Source organism: Mycobacterium sp. DL99 (assembly GCF_004762045.1).
In the GTDB taxonomy this organism is placed as follows: Bacteria; Actinomycetota; Actinomycetes; order Mycobacteriales; family Mycobacteriaceae; genus Mycobacterium.
In genome coordinates this window covers 4535325-4551500 of sequence record NZ_SJOM01000007.1, presented here as the reverse complement: position 1 = coordinate 4551500, position 16176 = coordinate 4535325, and the positions used below count along the sequence as shown (strand labels likewise).

Here is a 16176-nt window from a genome sequence, read left to right as displayed (position 1 = left end):
AATTGCTGGTAATTACATCAATTGAACAGATGGAAGAACTTGTTCATTGGCGGGCGAAAGCCGCGCTGGTGAAGCCAATATCCTTGTCTGGGGCATGCTTTCATCGCCATTGGCGTGGGATGGCCAATCGCGTAATTTGAGCGCCAAGTGTGTCGAGATAGGAGGCTTCCTCCCAGTCGGCACATCCAACTACCCGTACTGTCGGGCTCTACTGGCGAGTGAGATACGGGATATTCAGCAAACTGCCTTCTGCAATTTGTCGGATCAAGGGCTGATGCCGGAGTTTTCCGCGTCGCCGTCACGACGCACTGCTGTCATCGAAATGGAAGGGGTAGCTACAAGCGAAGGTCCGTCCGTCACAACCCGTGGGGTCTTCGTGGCCGCCGGCGGGAGTCCCCGGTGGACCGGGAGAACCTATCGGCAATCTTCGTGAATGACATTCACATTCTGTGAGGCGTTCGAATTATTGACGAGATCGGCGCCGCGCCGTGCCGCCGTCGACCGGAACTGCCTACGGTATCGATGTGGCCCGTGCTTGCTCCTGCCCGGATGATCCAGAAGCTGCGCGGCATATCATATTCCCCCACAAACGCATTCGAGAACCAGCCGCTGCACCCCGACTTTGCTATTCGGCCGCCTTCGGGGCTGCGCGGTTCGGCGTGCTGCGGGCTTGGATACGACCGGGCGTGCCACGAAGGCGACTAGTTGGCGGCAAACTCTTGACCCGCACTGAACGAGCGTTTAATGTACTGAACATGCGTTCAGTCGGTGCGGCGGCCGGCCGCTCAGCCCGCGACGCGGTGTTCAGCGAACTTCCGCACGGCAGATGAGTTCCAGGGCGTTATGAGAAGGGGATGACCGATGGCTATGACCGTTCCGACCTTCAACGCGGTGCAGGCGAGCCTGTGGCTGACGCTCTGTGGCAGAGCGCTCGACAACCGATTGTCGCGGCCGATTCTGGGAGACAACATGGCCGACGAGGTCGTGCGGAAGGTCGACTTCGATTACAAAAAGCTCCACATCCCCACGAGCAGTGCGGTTTACATCGCGCATCGGGCCAAGAAGCTTGACGAGATCGCCCAGCAGTTCATCGCCCGTCACCCCAACGCGGTTGGCCTGGACCTCGGCGCCGGCCTTGACAGCCGGGCGCTGCGGATCGCCCCGCCGTCCACCGTCGACTGGTACGACGTCGACTTCCCGGAGGTCGTTGGCGCCCGGCCGCAATTATTGCCTCACGACGCCAACCCGCACCCCATAGGCGTTGACCTCACCGACTCCACGTGGCTCGACACCGTGCCCACCGACCGGCCTGCCGTGATTGTCGCCGACGGGCTGATCGCGTTTCTCTCCGAAGACGAAATGCGGACGATGGTATGCCGCATCATCGACCATTTCCCCAGGGGGGAAATCGCATTCAACGGCTACAGCAAGTTCGCCGTCTGGGCCCAGAAGCGTTTTGCCGGTGCCGAATCCATCAAGGCTGTCACCAGATTCCCCGGCTTCGACGATCCCCGATACCCCGAACGCTGGCACCCCAAATTGAAGTTGGTCAAAGAGATTCTCTGCACGCGAGAGCCCGAGGTCGCCAGGTTCCCGGTAGGCCTTCGCCTGATGAACCGACTAACCGCGCCGAGCACTGCGGTGTCCCGGAGGGGAAACGTAGTGCTCCACTATGCCTTCTAGCGCCAGAGATCGATGGGGCGAGGACCGCGGAACGCCGGGTATCGTCGGCTGAACACGTTGCCACGGAACGTTTTCGGCCAGTCCACGATCAGCGGACGATCACACCGCGCAGGCTGGTGTCCCGGACGTGGATCTGCGATGCGCGGGTGCCCAACTGCCGGAGGATGTTCTCCGGGATCCACCCCACGCCGATGACCGACCGGGCCAGAATCTCGTTCGAGGGGCTGTCGATACTGATCTCACCCGCCTTGATCCCTGCGGCGAGAAGCGCCTTGACCTGCTTGACGCGCTGCATGAACAACCAGCCGGGGTTGGGGGTGTCCGGCGGCGACTGGCGCATCCACGCCAGCTGGATCCGGAACTCATCTCCGAACTGATCCAGCGCGTTGGTGTGGATCCAGCTCAGCGCGTCGAGCTTTTCGATCGTCGTGCCCTCGGACCCGAGGACCTCCGTCCAGCCCACCGCGATCTTCTCGCCGAAGGACTGCATGATCGCAGCCAGCAGTTCGTCCTTCGACCCGATGAGCCGGTACACCGTGCCGGTGCCCATGCCTGCCGCCGAGGCGATATCGCGCACGGTCGTACCCTCGTAGCCGCGCCGACCGAACTCGGCCCGCGCCACCGCCCGGATATGGGTGGTCTTGTCATCGGCCTCGGACTCGGCCTCCTCGATCCAGCTCCGGACCACGTCGTCGGCCGCGATGAACGGGACGGACTTGTCGAGTTCGGCGTCGGTGGGCTGGCCGGTGGACAAGCCTTCCAGGAGAATGCGGCACAGCAGGGTGGCGACCTTCTCCGGTGCGGCATTGTGGCGCATGACGTCGAGCCCGACCTGCAGCATGGACTGGCAGATCCGGTCGGCCAGTACGGCCAGGTCGACGTCCGACCGCAGGTAGCCGGCCCATCGCGCGGCCCGCAGGGTCTGCTGCATGGCGTCCAGCGTGGCCGTCGGGCGGCGCTGGGCCAGGGCGACGAGGTCGGGGTTGGAGCTCGGGCTCTCGTAGAACGACATCTGGAGCGCGGCCCGGTGCGCGACGGCGCACCGCGCGATATCCGAGCCGAGTGCGGCGATACGGTCGAACGGCGACGCCGGATCGGGACCGTCCAACCGGCTCTGGGCGTGCTCGGCGATGCGGTCGAGGTCCTCGTGATACCGCTCGAGCAGCTCGACGAGGATCGCTTCCTTGGATTCGAAATGGTGGTACAGGCTGCCCGGCAGAATGCCGGCCGCATCCGCGATCTCCTGCAGCGACGTGCGAAGGCCCGACGTGGCGATCAACGTGGCAGCGGTCTCGAGGATCTCGGTCCGGCGCGTGCGATCCTCAGCTGCGGAGCCGGCGTCGGTTGCGCGACCTGGGGTGCGCTTGAGCGTCTTGCGCTCCCCAGGCGTTACCTGGGGACGGCCCACAACGGCTCCACGATGATTGCTGGCTCCCGTCATACGATTTGGGCGGCTGACCCAATATTTGGTTAGAGGCTACCAGAACAGTGCTGGTGCGCTGGGGATCCCGTGCAGCCGAAGGTGCCGGTAGATCACCCGTGCCCGGGCTCCGGCAGGTTGCGCCGGACGTGCCGCCCGCAACGTCGTGGCCCGGTTCACGCGGTGGCACCGAGCCGTTCGGTCACCCCGAACACTTCGTCGTAGATCGATCCCGGAATCGTGAACGGCTCTGTCGCAGCGACTTCCGAAAGGTGCGCGGCGATGTCGTCAGCGCTGGGGTTACTGTCCGGCGGCGCCATCCAGCCCTCGGCCAAACCGACGAACACGCGGGCGAAACGCCCCGCGCAGGCCGAGAAGTTCTGGTGGCTCATCCCGCAGTCGCGGCTGGCCAGGTACACCACCAACGGTGCGACGAGTTCCGGCCGGATCGCTTTGAAGAAGCCGTTGTCTTCAAGGACTTTCGGGTCGCCCAGGGTCTCGGTGACCATTCGCGAGATACCGAACGGAAGGACGGTGTTGGCAAGGATCCCGTGCGGTGCTCCCTCGAGCGCGATCACGTTGGTCAACCCGACCAGCCCGGCCTTGGCCGCGGCGTAGTGCGCTTCCAGATGCTGACCGAACATCCCCGCCGACGACGCGATGAAGACGAACCGGCCGTAACCCTGACTCTTCATCACCCGGTAGGCGGGCTGAGCGAGATAGAAGCCGCCGTCGAGGTGGACGCTCAACATGCGCCGCCAGTCCTCGGGGGACAGCTCATCGAAGGGGATGCTGTTGAAGATGCCGGCGTTGCTGACCACGGCGTCGAGCCGGCCGAAGCATTCGACCGCCGTGCGCACGATCGCCGCACCACCCTCGGGGCTGTCGACCGAATCGTAGGATGCCACCGCCGTGCCGCCGGCAGCCGTGATCTCCTCGACGACCTGATCGGCGACCGCGGCGTCCGAGCCCTGGCCCGCCATCGTGCCGCCGAGGTCGTTGACCACGACAGCGGCCCCACGCCGGGCCAGTTCGAGCGCGTACACCCGGCCCAGGCCGCGGCCGGCTCCGGTCACCACAGCGACCTGGTCGTTGAAGTCGATCACTTTGTAGCCCTTGCTAGTTGATGTTCCGGCTCGGTCCATTGACTCCGGGTGGTGCCGAACTCTACGGTGGAACAGATATTTGGTCAACGCGACGGCGTAGTGCGGAGGTATCGGTTGTCTGACGGTGGTGGTGACGGCGCCCGATTCTCCGGGCTGGGCATGCTGGCATCCGCGCTGGCAGCTCGTCCGGTCGCGGTGGCGGCAGCCGACGCGGGAAGCGGACCGTGGACCGACGGCAAGACCGTGTTCGTCGACCCGTCGGCGCCCACGCGCAGGCAGCTCGAATCGGTGGCCGTGCAGGCGTCGCTCATCGCGGCAGGCAGCCTCGACCCCGATGTGGTCGGTGCCCTGGTCCGTCATCGGCGGTTGGCCAGGCGTTACCTGGCCGTCGAGGGGCACCGAGCGCTGTTGGCCAATCACGCACTCCTGCCGAATTCCCTTGGCTCCTTGGCGGATCGAAGTATCGGCGAGCGCAGTGAGTCGGCGGCATCGTCCCTGGCGATCGCGCGGGGGCGGGATGCGCTCGACGACCCGCCTGCGGGATTCGGGGTGATTCAGGTCAAGAAGGTCCTGGCCGCGTGTGCGACGGTCAAGCCGGCCGACGAACAGTCGGTGGGACATGTGCCGCGGCGGCCGGGCAAGCGGGAACTTGAGGAACTCGATGAAGGCGACGTCGATGATTCTGATGATCCCGATCTGTTCTCCAGCCCGGTCGGCGGGGGCGGGGCCATCGGAAAATGGCTCAAGAAACTGCTGTCCTCGTCGCGCAAGACGGGTGGCAACGGTGGGGGACCGCCCGGTGCCGACTCACCGACACATCGCACCAACTCGACGAAATGCGGGGTGCATGCGGTCACGTCGCTGGCGACGGTGTCGTCGGAGGAATTCGTCGACATCAAGACCGAGGGCGTGAAGTACCCGGAATGGAACGCCGAACGCGGGGTCTATAGGCCGGACTGGTGCACGGTCCGCGAGGCTGACCCGCAGATCAAGGCGCATGCCACCCAGCAGATCGAGGATGCGATCAGCGTGCGGCGCCCGCTGGCGCGCCTCGGGATGGGTTTGCATCGGCGTCACCGCCAGCCCCAGGGCGACGACATCGACATCGATGCCGCGCTCGAGGCGCGCGTGGAGGTCCGGGCCGGGTCGGTACCCGACGAGGCCGTCTATCTCGACAGTCTGCGAAGGCGGCGGGACTTGTCGGTGCTGTTGCTGTTGGATGTGTCCGGCTCGACGGCCGAGCCGGGCACCGTCGGGCGCACCGTGCACCAGCAGCAGCGCACGGCGGTAGCGCATCTGATGGTCGCCCTCCATGACCTGGGCGACCGGGTGTCGCTGTACGCCTATTACTCCCAGGGGCGGTCGGCGGTGACCATGGTTCCGGTGAAACGGTTCAACGATCACCTGGACGCGCAGGTGATCCGAAGGCTGAACAGCCTTGAGCCCGGCGCGTATTCGCGACTCGGAGCGGCGATCCGGCATGGGGCGTCGGTCCTCGAGAAGCGCGGCGGCACGTCGCGGCGACTGCTTGTCGTCCTGTCCGATGGACTGGCCTACGACCACGGCTATGAGCGGGCCTACGGTGCTGCTGACGCCAGACGTGCCTTGGCCGAGGCCCGGCGCCGGGGTACCGGTGCTGTGTGTCTGACCATCGGTGCCAGTACCGACGTGGAGTCGCTGCGCCGGGTGTTCGGTAGCACCGCACACGCCACCATCTCCGGTCCCGACCAGCTCGCGGGTGTCATCGGGCCGCTGTTCCGCTCGGCGATTCGCTCCGGCGAGGTTCGTCGCAGGGTGTCCTGAAGGTGCACCGGTTGCCGTGATGCGAAGTCCCAGAATGTCATTGGAATCATCGACGCCCGTGCATCTTCAAGCAATCAGTGCTTGAAACAAACATCTGGTCCGCGTTAGGCTCGCTTCTGTACCGCAGTGTCGCGGATACGACGAAAGGTGTGTTGATGGCTAACGAGTCAGGGCTCGCTCATCAGAACGGTGCCAATTCGCAGGCCCTGAGCGCGCGTCCCTATTACCGGCCGGTCGGCAACGAGGAGACGGTGTTCAAGGCGGCCTACCGCCAGGGTCTTTCACTGGTTCTGAAGGGTCCGACCGGGTGCGGCAAGACGCGATTCGTCGAGGCGATGGCTCACGACCTCGGCCGGCCGCTGATCACCGTCGCCTGCCACGACGACCTCACCACCGCGGATCTTGTCGGCCGGTACCTGTTGCGGGGCGATGAGACGGTCTGGGTGGACGGCCCGCTGACCCGCGCGGTGCGCGAGGGCGCGATCTGTTACCTGGACGAGGTGGTCGAAGCCCGGCAGGACACCACTGTGGTGTTGCACCCCCTCGCTGACTACCGCCGTCAGCTGCCGATCGAGCGCCTCGGCATCACGTTGGACGCGGCGCCGGGATTCGGTCTGGTGATGTCCTATAACCCCGGCTACCAAAGCGTTCTCAAAGACCTCAAGGACTCGACGCGTCAGCGGATGGTGGCCATCGAGTTCGGATTTCCGGACCCCGAAGTCGAAGAGGGCATCATCGCCCACGAGGCGGGAGTAGATCGCCCCACCGCTGCCGAGTTGGTGCGCTTCGGGCAGGCCATCCGGCGCCTGGAGACCGGTGGTCTGCGCGAAGTCGCGTCGACCCGCGTGCTGATCGCGGCCGGGCGCTTGGTCGCCGAGGGGCTGCCCATGGCCGTGGCGGCCAGGGTGGCGGTCGCGGGACCGTTGACCGACGACGTCGCGGTGAGTCGTGGTCTGCACGAGTTGATCGACGTCTACCTGGGCGGATCGGGATCTGGTGATTGACGCGGTGCACTGCCCCCGTTACGTTCAGAACAAATATTAGGTCGACCCCGGTGTTCCTGCGACGAACGCCCGCACCATGGAGGTCAGATGTCATACGAGAGCACCGCGGAGCCCATCAAGGTCGGCTACCTGATGGACTTCACCTTGCCGCCGGGGTTCCCGGACGAACTGCTGGCTTCGTTCACCCAGACTTTTGACCTGGTGTTCGAAGAGGCCGTCGAGCAAGGGCTGATGGATCGGCCGGTGCGGATGATCTACCGCGAGGTGGAAGGGCTGCCCAAGGGTTCGGTGAAAGCGGTCATCGACGCGTACGGCGAACTCGTGGACGAGGGCTGTCTGGTGGTGTTCGGGCCGAACATCACGGACAACTGTGTGCCGCTACGGGAAGCGATCGAGGAGCGCTTCAAGGTGCCGGCCATCAGCGTCACGGGAACCGACGACTGGCTCGGCGAGTGGACGTTCGCCTTTCCCCAGGGATCGATGACGGACGAACCCATCTTTCTGGCGGACCTGGTGGCGAAGCGGGGACTGACGGAGATCGGTGTACTGGTCGAGCAGAACCTCATCGGTGACAGCTATCTGAAGAATCTGCGAACGGCGTGCGCCCGCAAGGGCATTCGGATTGTCGCCGAAGCTGTGATCGCGCAAACGGCGCAGGACATCAATGCCGCCGTGAGCACGCTGCACGAAGCGAAGGCCGAGGCGATCGTCCATCTCGGGTTCGGTTTCGGCATCGTCTTCATCAACCCGGCGCTCGAGGCCGTCAACTGGGATCCCCCGCGCTTCACGACCACCGCATTCCAGAACGCCTGGGTCAACCCGATCATGTGGAACGCGTTTCTTGGCTGGACCGGGGTCGATCAGTACGACGAGGGGAACCCGGTCGGGCAGGCCTGGCTCGACAGATATGCCAATCGGTACAACGGAAGTCGTCCCGAGTACTGCGTCTCGGTGGTCAACCACGACGTGGCCGCCACGCTGGTGCGCGCCTTCACCGATGCACATCCGTTGAGCCCGCGCGGCGTCAAAGAGGCGCTCGAGCGCGTGAAGATGATGCCCGCGGCTTCCGGCGCACCCGGAACCCGGGTGTCCCTGGGGAAGTGGACACGACGCGCGTGGATGGGGTCGGGCTATCTGGTCGCCCGCACCCTCGATGCGGACGGTATCAACTCGCACCTGGTCGACCGGTTCGGGGAGGAATGACATGACTACCAGAGAATCCCTACCGCCTGATACCCAGGTCAAACCGCCGCCGCGCAAGGGTCCGAACTGGGGTCGCGTGATCGCCCTGCTCGCTTGGCTCGGCTTTCTCGGCCTGTTCGCCGCGGTCGGTCGCACGGACGTCGACCCGCGGGTGGCCAACCCGAACGTCGAGGGCCGGCCCCGTCCCGTCGCGTTCCTGACCGCGTTCGATCACTGGCAGATCATCCCGCAGGTGGGCGCCGTGATCATCGTCGTGGTGTTCACCGTCCTGTTCATCGTCGGCTGGCGGAAGAACCCCGGCAGCCCGGTGCTGCTCATGGTCCTGGTGACGACGTTGATCGTCTGGCAGGACCCGATCATGAACTGGTCGCCGTATGCGGTGTACAACCCGATGCTGCTGCACTGGCCGGAGAACTGGTACCTGATCATGATGTCGCCGACGGTGGAACCGTTCATCGTGTTCGGTTACGTACTGTTCTACTTCGGCCCGTACTTCCCGGGGATCTGGATCCTGCGCAAGCTGCAGGCCAAGCGCGGTCCCGAGGCGTTCGTCACCCGACACCCCCTGATCAGTTTGGGCGCATTGGTTTTGGTCATCGGCTTCATCTTCGATGCCATCCTGGAGGTCAGCCTGGTCCGCACCGGGCTGTACATCTACTCGCAGGCCATTCCGTTCGGCACGTTGTTCCCGGGCAGCACCTTCCAGTTCCCGTTGATCTGGGAATCGCTCTCGGTGACCTTCGTGATGGTCCCGGCGGCGATCCTGGTCTACCGCGACGACACCGGAAAGTCGGTGGCGGAGAAGCTCGCCGCGAAGGCGAAGCTCTTTCCGAGCAAGCCCGTACTCGGCACGTTCCTGGTGATGTTCGCGATCATCAACGTGTCGTACTTCGCCTACGGTGGCTGGTTCTGGGTCATCAAGGCCAGCGGCGCGGCGACCTCCGTCGCCTGCCCGTGGCCCTTCCCCGAGGCCAAGATTTATGACCCGCAGGGGTTTTACCGGGCGAACGGAGCCGAGGGGCCGTACTCGGTAGGCAAGTGGTCCACCTGGCAGCAGGGGCCGGCCCGCAACCCCGACGTCGAGTTGGGGTCGAAGAGCAACCGTTGCGCGACGGGCGGCCAGGATGGCTGAAGGTCGGACTGTCGTCATCACCGGGGCGTCCCGGGGACTCGGCTTCGCATCGGCCACGCGCCTTTATCGCGAGGGGTGGCGCGTGGTGGCTGCGATGCGCAGCCCGGAGAGGGGGATGCCTCAGCTGCGTGAGGCGACGGGAGCCGGCGAGGACGACGACAGGCTGATCGGTATTCAGCTCGACCTCACGGACGGAGCGTCGATTGCGGCCGCAGCCAAGAGCATCACCGAAGCGGTCGGCGCACCGTATGCGTTGGTGCACAACGCCGGTATCTCGGCAGCGGGGATGGTCGAGGAGACATCACCCGATCTGTGGGAGCGCATGTTCGGGACGAACATCTTCGGCCCGGTGGCGCTCACCAGGGCGCTTCTACCGACCATGCGAAAAGCCGGCCGCGGCCGCATCGTGCTGATCTCGAGCGCTGCGGGCGTGCGTGGGATGCCCGCAACCGCACCGTATTCGGCGGTCAAGGGTGCGCTGGAGCGGTGGGGTGAATCGATGGCCGGGGAGGTCGCACCGTTCGGGATCGGCGTCACGATCCTGGTTACCGGGACCTACGACACCGAGATCATCACCGACGCGGGGACCACGGACGACCGCGATCTGGACGGACCCTACGCTCGCCATCACCGCACGATGGACAAACGCGGGCGGGCCATGATGAAGCGCGCGGCCAGATCACCCGAGAAGTTCGCCGAAGGCCTGGCGAAAGCGCTCGACAGCTCGAAGCCGTTCGTCAGGACCGCGGTCGGTCCAGATGCACGAATGTTGTTGATCGCCAACCGTTTGATCCCCGCGGCGGGATTGCACCAGATGACCCGGCTGATGATGGGCATCCCGCGGTTCGGCGCACTCCGAGGGGAAGGCTCCCGCCATGGCTGAGCGCTCGAAAGTGACCTTCGAATCGAGGATGCTGATCGACGGCAAGCTCGTCGACGGTGAGGCAGGCACGTTCACCAACGTCAACCCGGCAAATGAAGAGATCCTCGGAGAGGTCTCGGACGCCTCGAAGGCCGACATGAACCGGGCCATCGACGCGGCCCGCCGATCATTCGACGAGACCGACTGGTCGACCAACAACCAACTCCGCAAGCGATGTCTCGAACAGCTGCACGAGGCGATCGAGGGCGAGTTGGAGGAGTTGCGCGAAGAACTCATCTCGGAGGTCGGTGCTCCGCGAGCCGTGACACACGGACCGCAGCTCGATGCCCCGCTCGCCGATGGACTCAGGTACCCGGCCAGGCTCATCGAAACCTTCCCGTGGGAAACCGATCTCGGTGACACCGTGGTATCGGTCACCGGCGTGAACACCACGCGCAAGGTGTGGCATGAGCCGGTCGGAGTGGTCGGCGCCATCGTGCCGTGGAATTTTCCGTTCGAGGTCGCCATCAACAAGCTGGGCCAGGCGCTGGCCGCGGGCAATACCATGGTGCTCAAGCCGGCCCCGGACACGCCGTTCAACGCCACACGGCTCGGCCGGCTCGTCGCCGAGCACACCGACATTCCCGCGGGCGTGGTCAATGTCGTGACGGCATCGGACCATCTCGTTGGCGAAGAACTGACCCTGTCGCCCAAGGTCGACATGATCTCGTTCACCGGCTCTACGGCCGTGGGCAAGCGGATCATGGAAAAAGGTGCCGCGACGATGAAGCGGCTCTTTCTCGAACTCGGCGGCAAATCGGCAACGATCGTCTTGGAAGATGCCGATTTCAACACCGCCTGCCTGATCGGCATCGGTCCCTTGTTGCATGCCGGGCAGGGCTGCGCCGCTCCCACCCGGATGCTGTTGCCGCGTTCCCGCTACGACGAGGGCGTTGCGATCCTGAAAGCCATCTACGAAAACGTCGTCCCCGGTGACCCACAGGACCCCGCAACCCTCTGCGGGCCGGTCATCTCGGCCAAGCAGCAGTCGCGCATCCTCGGCTACATCCGCAAAGGCGTCGACGAAGGTGCCACCATGCTCGTCGGCAGCGCCGAGCCACCGAATCAGTTCGACAGGGGATTCTGGGTCAGCCCAACACTGTTCACCGACGTGGACAACTCGATGACCATCGCCCAGGAAGAGATCTTCGGACCGGTTCTCGTCGTCATTCCCTACGAGGACGAAGACGACGCCGTCCGGATAGCAAACGACAGCCCGTACGGACTCGCCGGCAACGTCATGTCGAGCTCTCTGGATCGTTCACTTGCCGTCGCGCGCCGGCTGCGCGCCGGGTTCATCGGCCTCAACGGCACGGCGGGTTATGGCGCGGACACACCGTTCGGCGGCTACAAGAACAGCGGCGTCGGGCGCCAGAACGGAATAGCCGGATTCGAGCAGTACACCGAGATCAAGTCCGTCGCCTACCCGGCTCAATAGCGCTGGCAGCCTGAAGGAGTAGTAGTGGAACAGCTTTTTGACGACCTCGAGGACTTCGGCTCCTTCGACGATGCCGTCTCGGGTGACGTTCGCGACCCCTACCCGGAGCTTGCCAGGCTACGGCGCGAGGAACCGATCCAGCGGATCGACATGTCCGCGATGCCGGGGGAGCAGGGCAAGCCTGTCTTCATCGTGTACCGCTACGAGGATGCCCAGCAGATGCTGCGCGACAATCTGACGTTCTCGTCGTCCGGCGTCATCGCAGCGTTCGGCCCGGTTCTCGGTGAGCGCGTGATGCTGGGTATGGACGAACCGGTGCACGGTCGGCTGCGCTCGCTGGTGTCGAAGGCGTTCTCGCAAAAGGCCTTGGCGCGTTGGGAAGACGAGCTGGTCGGTAGGGTCGCGAACGAGCTCATCGACAAGTTCGCGGCCGACGGCAAGGTCGACCTGGTGAAGGCATTCACGTTCGACTACCCGAGCCGGATCATCGCGGGTTTGTTGGGACTGCCGGAAGAGGACTATCCGCAATTCCAGCGTTGGTCTATCTCACTACTGAGTTGGATCATGAACCCGGAGCGCGGGCTGGCGGCGTCGGCCGCGCTGTGCGAGTACTTCGCCCCGATCCTGCAGGCCCGTCGCACCGCGCCGAAGGAAGACATGATCAGTCTTCTCGCCGAGGCCGAGATCGACGGCGAGAAGCTCACCGACGAAGAGATCTTCTCGTTCCTGCGACTGCTGCTGCCCGCAGGCGTGGAGACCACCTATCGGTCACTGGGCAACCTGCTGTTCGGGTTGCTCTCGGACACAACGCAGCTGGATGCGGTCCGTGCCGACCGGTCGTTGCTGCCGCAGGCCATCGAGGAAGCGGTGCGCTGGAACCCGCCGCTGCTGACCATCACGCGCACCACAACCTGTGACACCGAACTCGGAGGGGTTCACATTCCGGAAGGGTGTTCGGTGATGCCGATGCTCGGTTCGGCGAATCGGCAGGAAGATCGGTGGGCCGACCCGGACGAGTTCGACATCTTCCGTACGTCCAAGGGAAATCTCGGCTGGGGGCACGGGGTCCATGTATGTCTGGGCATGCACCTTGCCCGGCTCGAAATGCGCACTGCCATCAACCTTCTGCTGGACCGACTGCCCAACCTGCGGCTGGACCCGGATGGAGACGACCCCCATATCCGTGGTCAGGTCTTCCGGTCGCCGACGTCGCTGCCGGTTCTCTTCGACGCGGCCGGCGCCCGATGACCGAACTCCGTTACGACGATCGGGTGGCGATCGTGACAGGCGGGGGCAGGGGCGTCGGACGTAGTCACGCCCTGTTGCTCGCCTCGAAGGGCGCGCGCGTCGTCGTCGCCGACTACGGCGTGGGCATCGACGGTGACGGCTGTTCAGCCGAACCGGCCACCGAAGTGGTCGCGGAGATCAAGGCGGCAGGCGGCGAGGCGGTGCCCTGCGTCGCGTCGGTGGCCGACGAGGCCGGCGCGGCCGCGATCGTCGACACCGCCCTGCGGACCTACGGACGCCTCGACGCCGTGATCAACAACGCGGGTATCCACGTCGCGGGCACACTACTCGACCTCAGCACCGATCAGTTCCGTTCGATGCTCGACGTCCATTATTTTGGAACACTTTTCGTGACCAGGGCCGCCTGGCCGCATCTGGTTCAAGCCGGCTACGGCAGGGTCGTGAACACCGTGTCCGAGGCCATGCTGGGCGGGATACCCGAACACACCAGCTACGGCGGTGCCAAGGGCGCGGTCTTCGGGTTGACCCGCACGCTGGCCGGCGAGGGCCTGGAACACGGAATCCTGGTGAACGCCATCGCGCCGCGCGCGTTCACCAGGATGTCGGCTGCGCAATCCGACAAGATTGCCGCCAACCACGGCATCTCGACAGAACTCATGGATCAGATCAACGCCGCGATGCCGCCTGACCTGTGCGCACCCGCTGCGGCATTCCTGGCACACGACTCCTGCCGGCTGTCCGGGGAGATCCTGCGGGTCGGGCTCGGAGGAGTCGCCAGGATCGCCGTGGTGGCCTCGCAGGGCATCAACCAGACTCCGTTGACGGCGGAGGGCATCGCGGAAAACCTCAGCACGATCATGGATCTCAGCACCGGTCAGGTCTTGGAAGTAGTTGCCGGCCGACCCGTACAGGAGGCGAAACAATGACCGAAATCCGTTCCGAATTCGAAGAAGTGGATTTCTTCACCGACGCATCACTGGTACCGGATCCTTACCCCTACTTCGACCACCTGCGGTCCAAGTGTCCTGTCGCCCATGCGACTCCGTTCAACGTGCTGGCCGTCACCGGCTATGACGAGGCGCTGGCCGTCTACAAGGATCCGGCGTTCTCGTCGTGCGTGTCGGTGGCGGGGCCGTTCTCCGGCCTGCCGTTCGGGCCGGGGGAGAGCGACGACGTCTCGGAGTTGATCGAGCAGCACCGGCTCGCGGTGCCGATGGGCGAGCACATCACCTCGCAGGATCCCCCGCTGCACACCCGGACCCGCGGTCTGATGAACAAGCTGATCACTCCCAAGCGCCTCAAGGAGAACGAGGACTTCATGTGGCGGCTGGCCGATCAGCAACTCGACACATTCGTCGACCGTGGATCGGCAGAGTTCCTGGCCGACTACGCCAAGCCGTTCTCGCTCTTGGTCATTGCCGATCTCCTGGGCGTCCCCGGCGAGGACCACGAGGAGTTCAAGGTGGCGTTCGCGCTGGAGACGGTAGGTGAGCTCGGTAAGGAGGCGCCGACAACGCACAACCCCCTGCAGTGGCTCAACGACAAGTTCTACGCCTACATCGAGGACCGCAGGCGTGCACCGCGCGAGGACGTGCTGACCGGGCTGGCACAGGCCAAGTACGAGGACGGATCGACTCCCGACATCGAGGACGTCATGAACCTGTCGACGTTCCTGTTCGCGGCGGGTACCGAGACCACGACCAAGCTGGTCAGCTCGGCGGTCCGGTTCATCGCGGACAACCCGGGATTCGAGACGATGCTGCGCGACGACCGGGCCAGGATTCCGTCCTTCCTCGAAGAGACGCTGCGGCTGGAGAGCCCGGTCAAATCACACTTCCGGATGGCCAGCAAGACCACCAGTATCGGTGACGTCGAGGTGCCCGCCGGGACCACCGTCATGGTGCTGCCGGGGGCGTGCAATCGCGATGACCGTAAATTCGCCGATCCCAATACCTTCCATCCCGATCGTGCGAACGTGCGCGAACAGATCGCGTTCATCCGGGGAGTGCACTCCTGCCCGGGCGCGCCACTGGCGCGCGCGGAAGGCCGGATATCGCTGAACCGGATCCTGGACCGGATGTCCGACATCACGATCTCCACCGAGCACCATGGCCCCGCCGAGGACCGCCGGTACACCTACGAGCCGACGTTCATCATGCGAGGCCTCAGCGAGCTTCACATCGAATTCAAACCGGCCGCCTGACCGGCCAACACACATAGGAGCCCAGATGACCGGAAAGCTCGATGGCAAGGTCGCTTTCATCACCGGTGCGGCCCGCGGACAAGGGCGGGCACATGCGATCGCGATGGCCGCCGAAGGTGCCGACATCATCGCGGTCGACATCTGCCGCGACATCCCGTCCAATCCCTATCCGTTGGCCACGCCCGATGACCTCGCCGAAACCGAAAGGGCGGTCAAGGAACTCGGCCGGCGCGTCGTCGCCCGCGTCGCCGACGTCCGAGAGCGCCACGAGCTGCGCGACGCGGTGGAGGCCGGAATCGCCGATCTCGGGAGGATCGACATCGTGGTTGCCAACGCCGGCATTCTTCCGATGGCGATGGGCAGGCCGGATCCCATGCAGTTCGTCGACGCCTCCGACGTCGACCTGGTCGGGGTGATGAACACCGTCGCGGTCACCGTCCCGCACCTGCCCGACGGTTCGTCGATCATCGTCACCGGATCGACCGCCGGCATGATCCGGGGCACCACTGACAACCCCAACATGGGCCCCGGCGGGGCGGGCTACGGATGGAGCAAGCGCGTCGTCATCGAGTACGTCGAGGAGATGAGTCTGCACCTGGCTCCGAAGATGATCCGGGTCAACGCCATTCACCCCACCAACTGCAATACGCACCTGCTGCAGAACGACGGCATGTACTCGATGTTCCGGCCCGATCTGACCGCCGAGGGCAAGAAGGCCACCCGTGAGGATGCCGAGCCGTTGTTCACGATCTTCCAGGCGATGCCGATCCCGTACATCGAACCCGAGGACATGGCCAACCTCGGTGTGTTCCTGGCCAGCGACGACAGCCGCTACATCACCGGACAGCAGATCCGCGTCGATGGCGGCTCATTGCTCAAGTGGCCCAACGGACCTGGCCGTTAACACCGGGCATCGCATCAGAAGGAGGTGGTAGTGGGCGCCCTCATCATGCTCGGCAGCCTGTTCGTCCTGATTGCCCTCGTCGTCGGCCTGGTGCTGTACTTCGACCCTGA

The 16176-nt window shown here is 64.9% G+C and carries 13 protein-coding genes; 11 read left to right on the top strand and 2 right to left on the bottom strand.

The window, feature by feature from the left end; all coding sequences use genetic code 11:
* Window positions 1-861 precede the first annotated feature (861 nt).
* Window positions 862-1683 carry a class I SAM-dependent methyltransferase gene (locus tag EYZ64_RS22150; protein WP_135456741.1) on the top strand — a complete coding sequence of 274 codons (822 nt, stop codon included), beginning with the start codon at window positions 862-864 and terminating at the stop codon, window positions 1681-1683.
* 88 nt (window positions 1684-1771) lie between these two features.
* On the opposite strand, the gene EYZ64_RS22145 is transcribed toward EYZ64_RS22150, so the two are convergent.
* Window positions 1772-3091 (bottom strand): TetR/AcrR family transcriptional regulator, encoded by a 1320-nt coding sequence (locus EYZ64_RS22145; RefSeq protein WP_135456739.1) that lies wholly within the window; start codon window positions 3089-3091, stop codon window positions 1772-1774.
* A gap of 188 nt (window positions 3092-3279) precedes the next feature.
* Complete coding sequence (locus tag EYZ64_RS22140) at window positions 3280-4209, bottom strand: SDR family NAD(P)-dependent oxidoreductase (RefSeq protein WP_135456737.1); 930 nt, start codon at window positions 4207-4209, stop codon at window positions 3280-3282.
* A gap of 159 nt (window positions 4210-4368) precedes the next feature.
* Here EYZ64_RS22140 and EYZ64_RS22135 point away from each other — a divergent pair, with 159 nt between their 5' ends.
* From EYZ64_RS22135 to EYZ64_RS22090, 10 genes are all read left to right on the top strand, one after another.
* On the top strand, window positions 4369-6012 hold the full coding sequence (locus tag EYZ64_RS22135) for a nitric oxide reductase activation protein NorD (protein ID WP_210115686.1): 1644 nt from the start codon (window positions 4369-4371) through the stop codon (window positions 6010-6012).
* A gap of 155 nt (window positions 6013-6167) precedes the next feature.
* A complete protein-coding gene (locus tag EYZ64_RS22130; RefSeq protein ID WP_135456733.1) occupies window positions 6168-7016 on the top strand; it encodes a CbbQ/NirQ/NorQ/GpvN family protein in 849 nt (282 codons plus the stop codon).
* Between the two features lie 87 nt (window positions 7017-7103).
* Window positions 7104-8219 carry an ABC transporter substrate-binding protein gene (locus EYZ64_RS22125; protein ID WP_135456731.1) on the top strand — a complete coding sequence of 372 codons (1116 nt, stop codon included), beginning with the start codon at window positions 7104-7106 and terminating at the stop codon, window positions 8217-8219.
* A gap of 1 nt (window position 8220) precedes the next feature.
* Window positions 8221-9351, top strand: a complete 1131-nt coding sequence (locus tag EYZ64_RS22120) for a spirocyclase AveC family protein (protein WP_135456729.1) — start codon at window positions 8221-8223, stop codon at window positions 9349-9351.
* On the top strand, window positions 9344-10234 hold the full coding sequence (locus EYZ64_RS22115; protein WP_135456727.1) for an SDR family oxidoreductase: 891 nt from the start codon (window positions 9344-9346) through the stop codon (window positions 10232-10234). The genes EYZ64_RS22120 and EYZ64_RS22115 overlap by 8 nt, the downstream gene beginning before the upstream one ends.
* Window positions 10227-11711 (top strand): aldehyde dehydrogenase family protein, encoded by a 1485-nt coding sequence (locus tag EYZ64_RS22110; protein WP_135456725.1) that lies wholly within the window; start codon window positions 10227-10229, stop codon window positions 11709-11711. The genes EYZ64_RS22115 and EYZ64_RS22110 overlap by 8 nt, the downstream gene beginning before the upstream one ends.
* Before the next feature lie 24 nt (window positions 11712-11735).
* Window positions 11736-12959 carry a cytochrome P450 gene (locus EYZ64_RS22105; RefSeq protein ID WP_135456723.1) on the top strand — a complete coding sequence of 408 codons (1224 nt, stop codon included), beginning with the start codon at window positions 11736-11738 and terminating at the stop codon, window positions 12957-12959.
* Window positions 12956-13885, top strand: coding sequence for an SDR family NAD(P)-dependent oxidoreductase (locus EYZ64_RS22100; RefSeq protein ID WP_135456721.1), 930 nt, complete (start codon window positions 12956-12958; stop codon window positions 13883-13885). The genes EYZ64_RS22105 and EYZ64_RS22100 overlap by 4 nt, the downstream gene beginning before the upstream one ends.
* Window positions 13882-15162 carry a cytochrome P450 gene (locus EYZ64_RS22095; RefSeq protein WP_135456719.1) on the top strand — a complete coding sequence of 427 codons (1281 nt, stop codon included), beginning with the start codon at window positions 13882-13884 and terminating at the stop codon, window positions 15160-15162. Before EYZ64_RS22100 ends, EYZ64_RS22095 begins: the two co-directional genes overlap by 4 nt.
* A gap of 25 nt (window positions 15163-15187) precedes the next feature.
* A complete protein-coding gene (locus EYZ64_RS22090) occupies window positions 15188-16066 on the top strand; it encodes a mycofactocin-coupled SDR family oxidoreductase (protein WP_135456716.1) in 879 nt (292 codons plus the stop codon).
* Window positions 16067-16176: the final 110 nt, after the last annotated feature.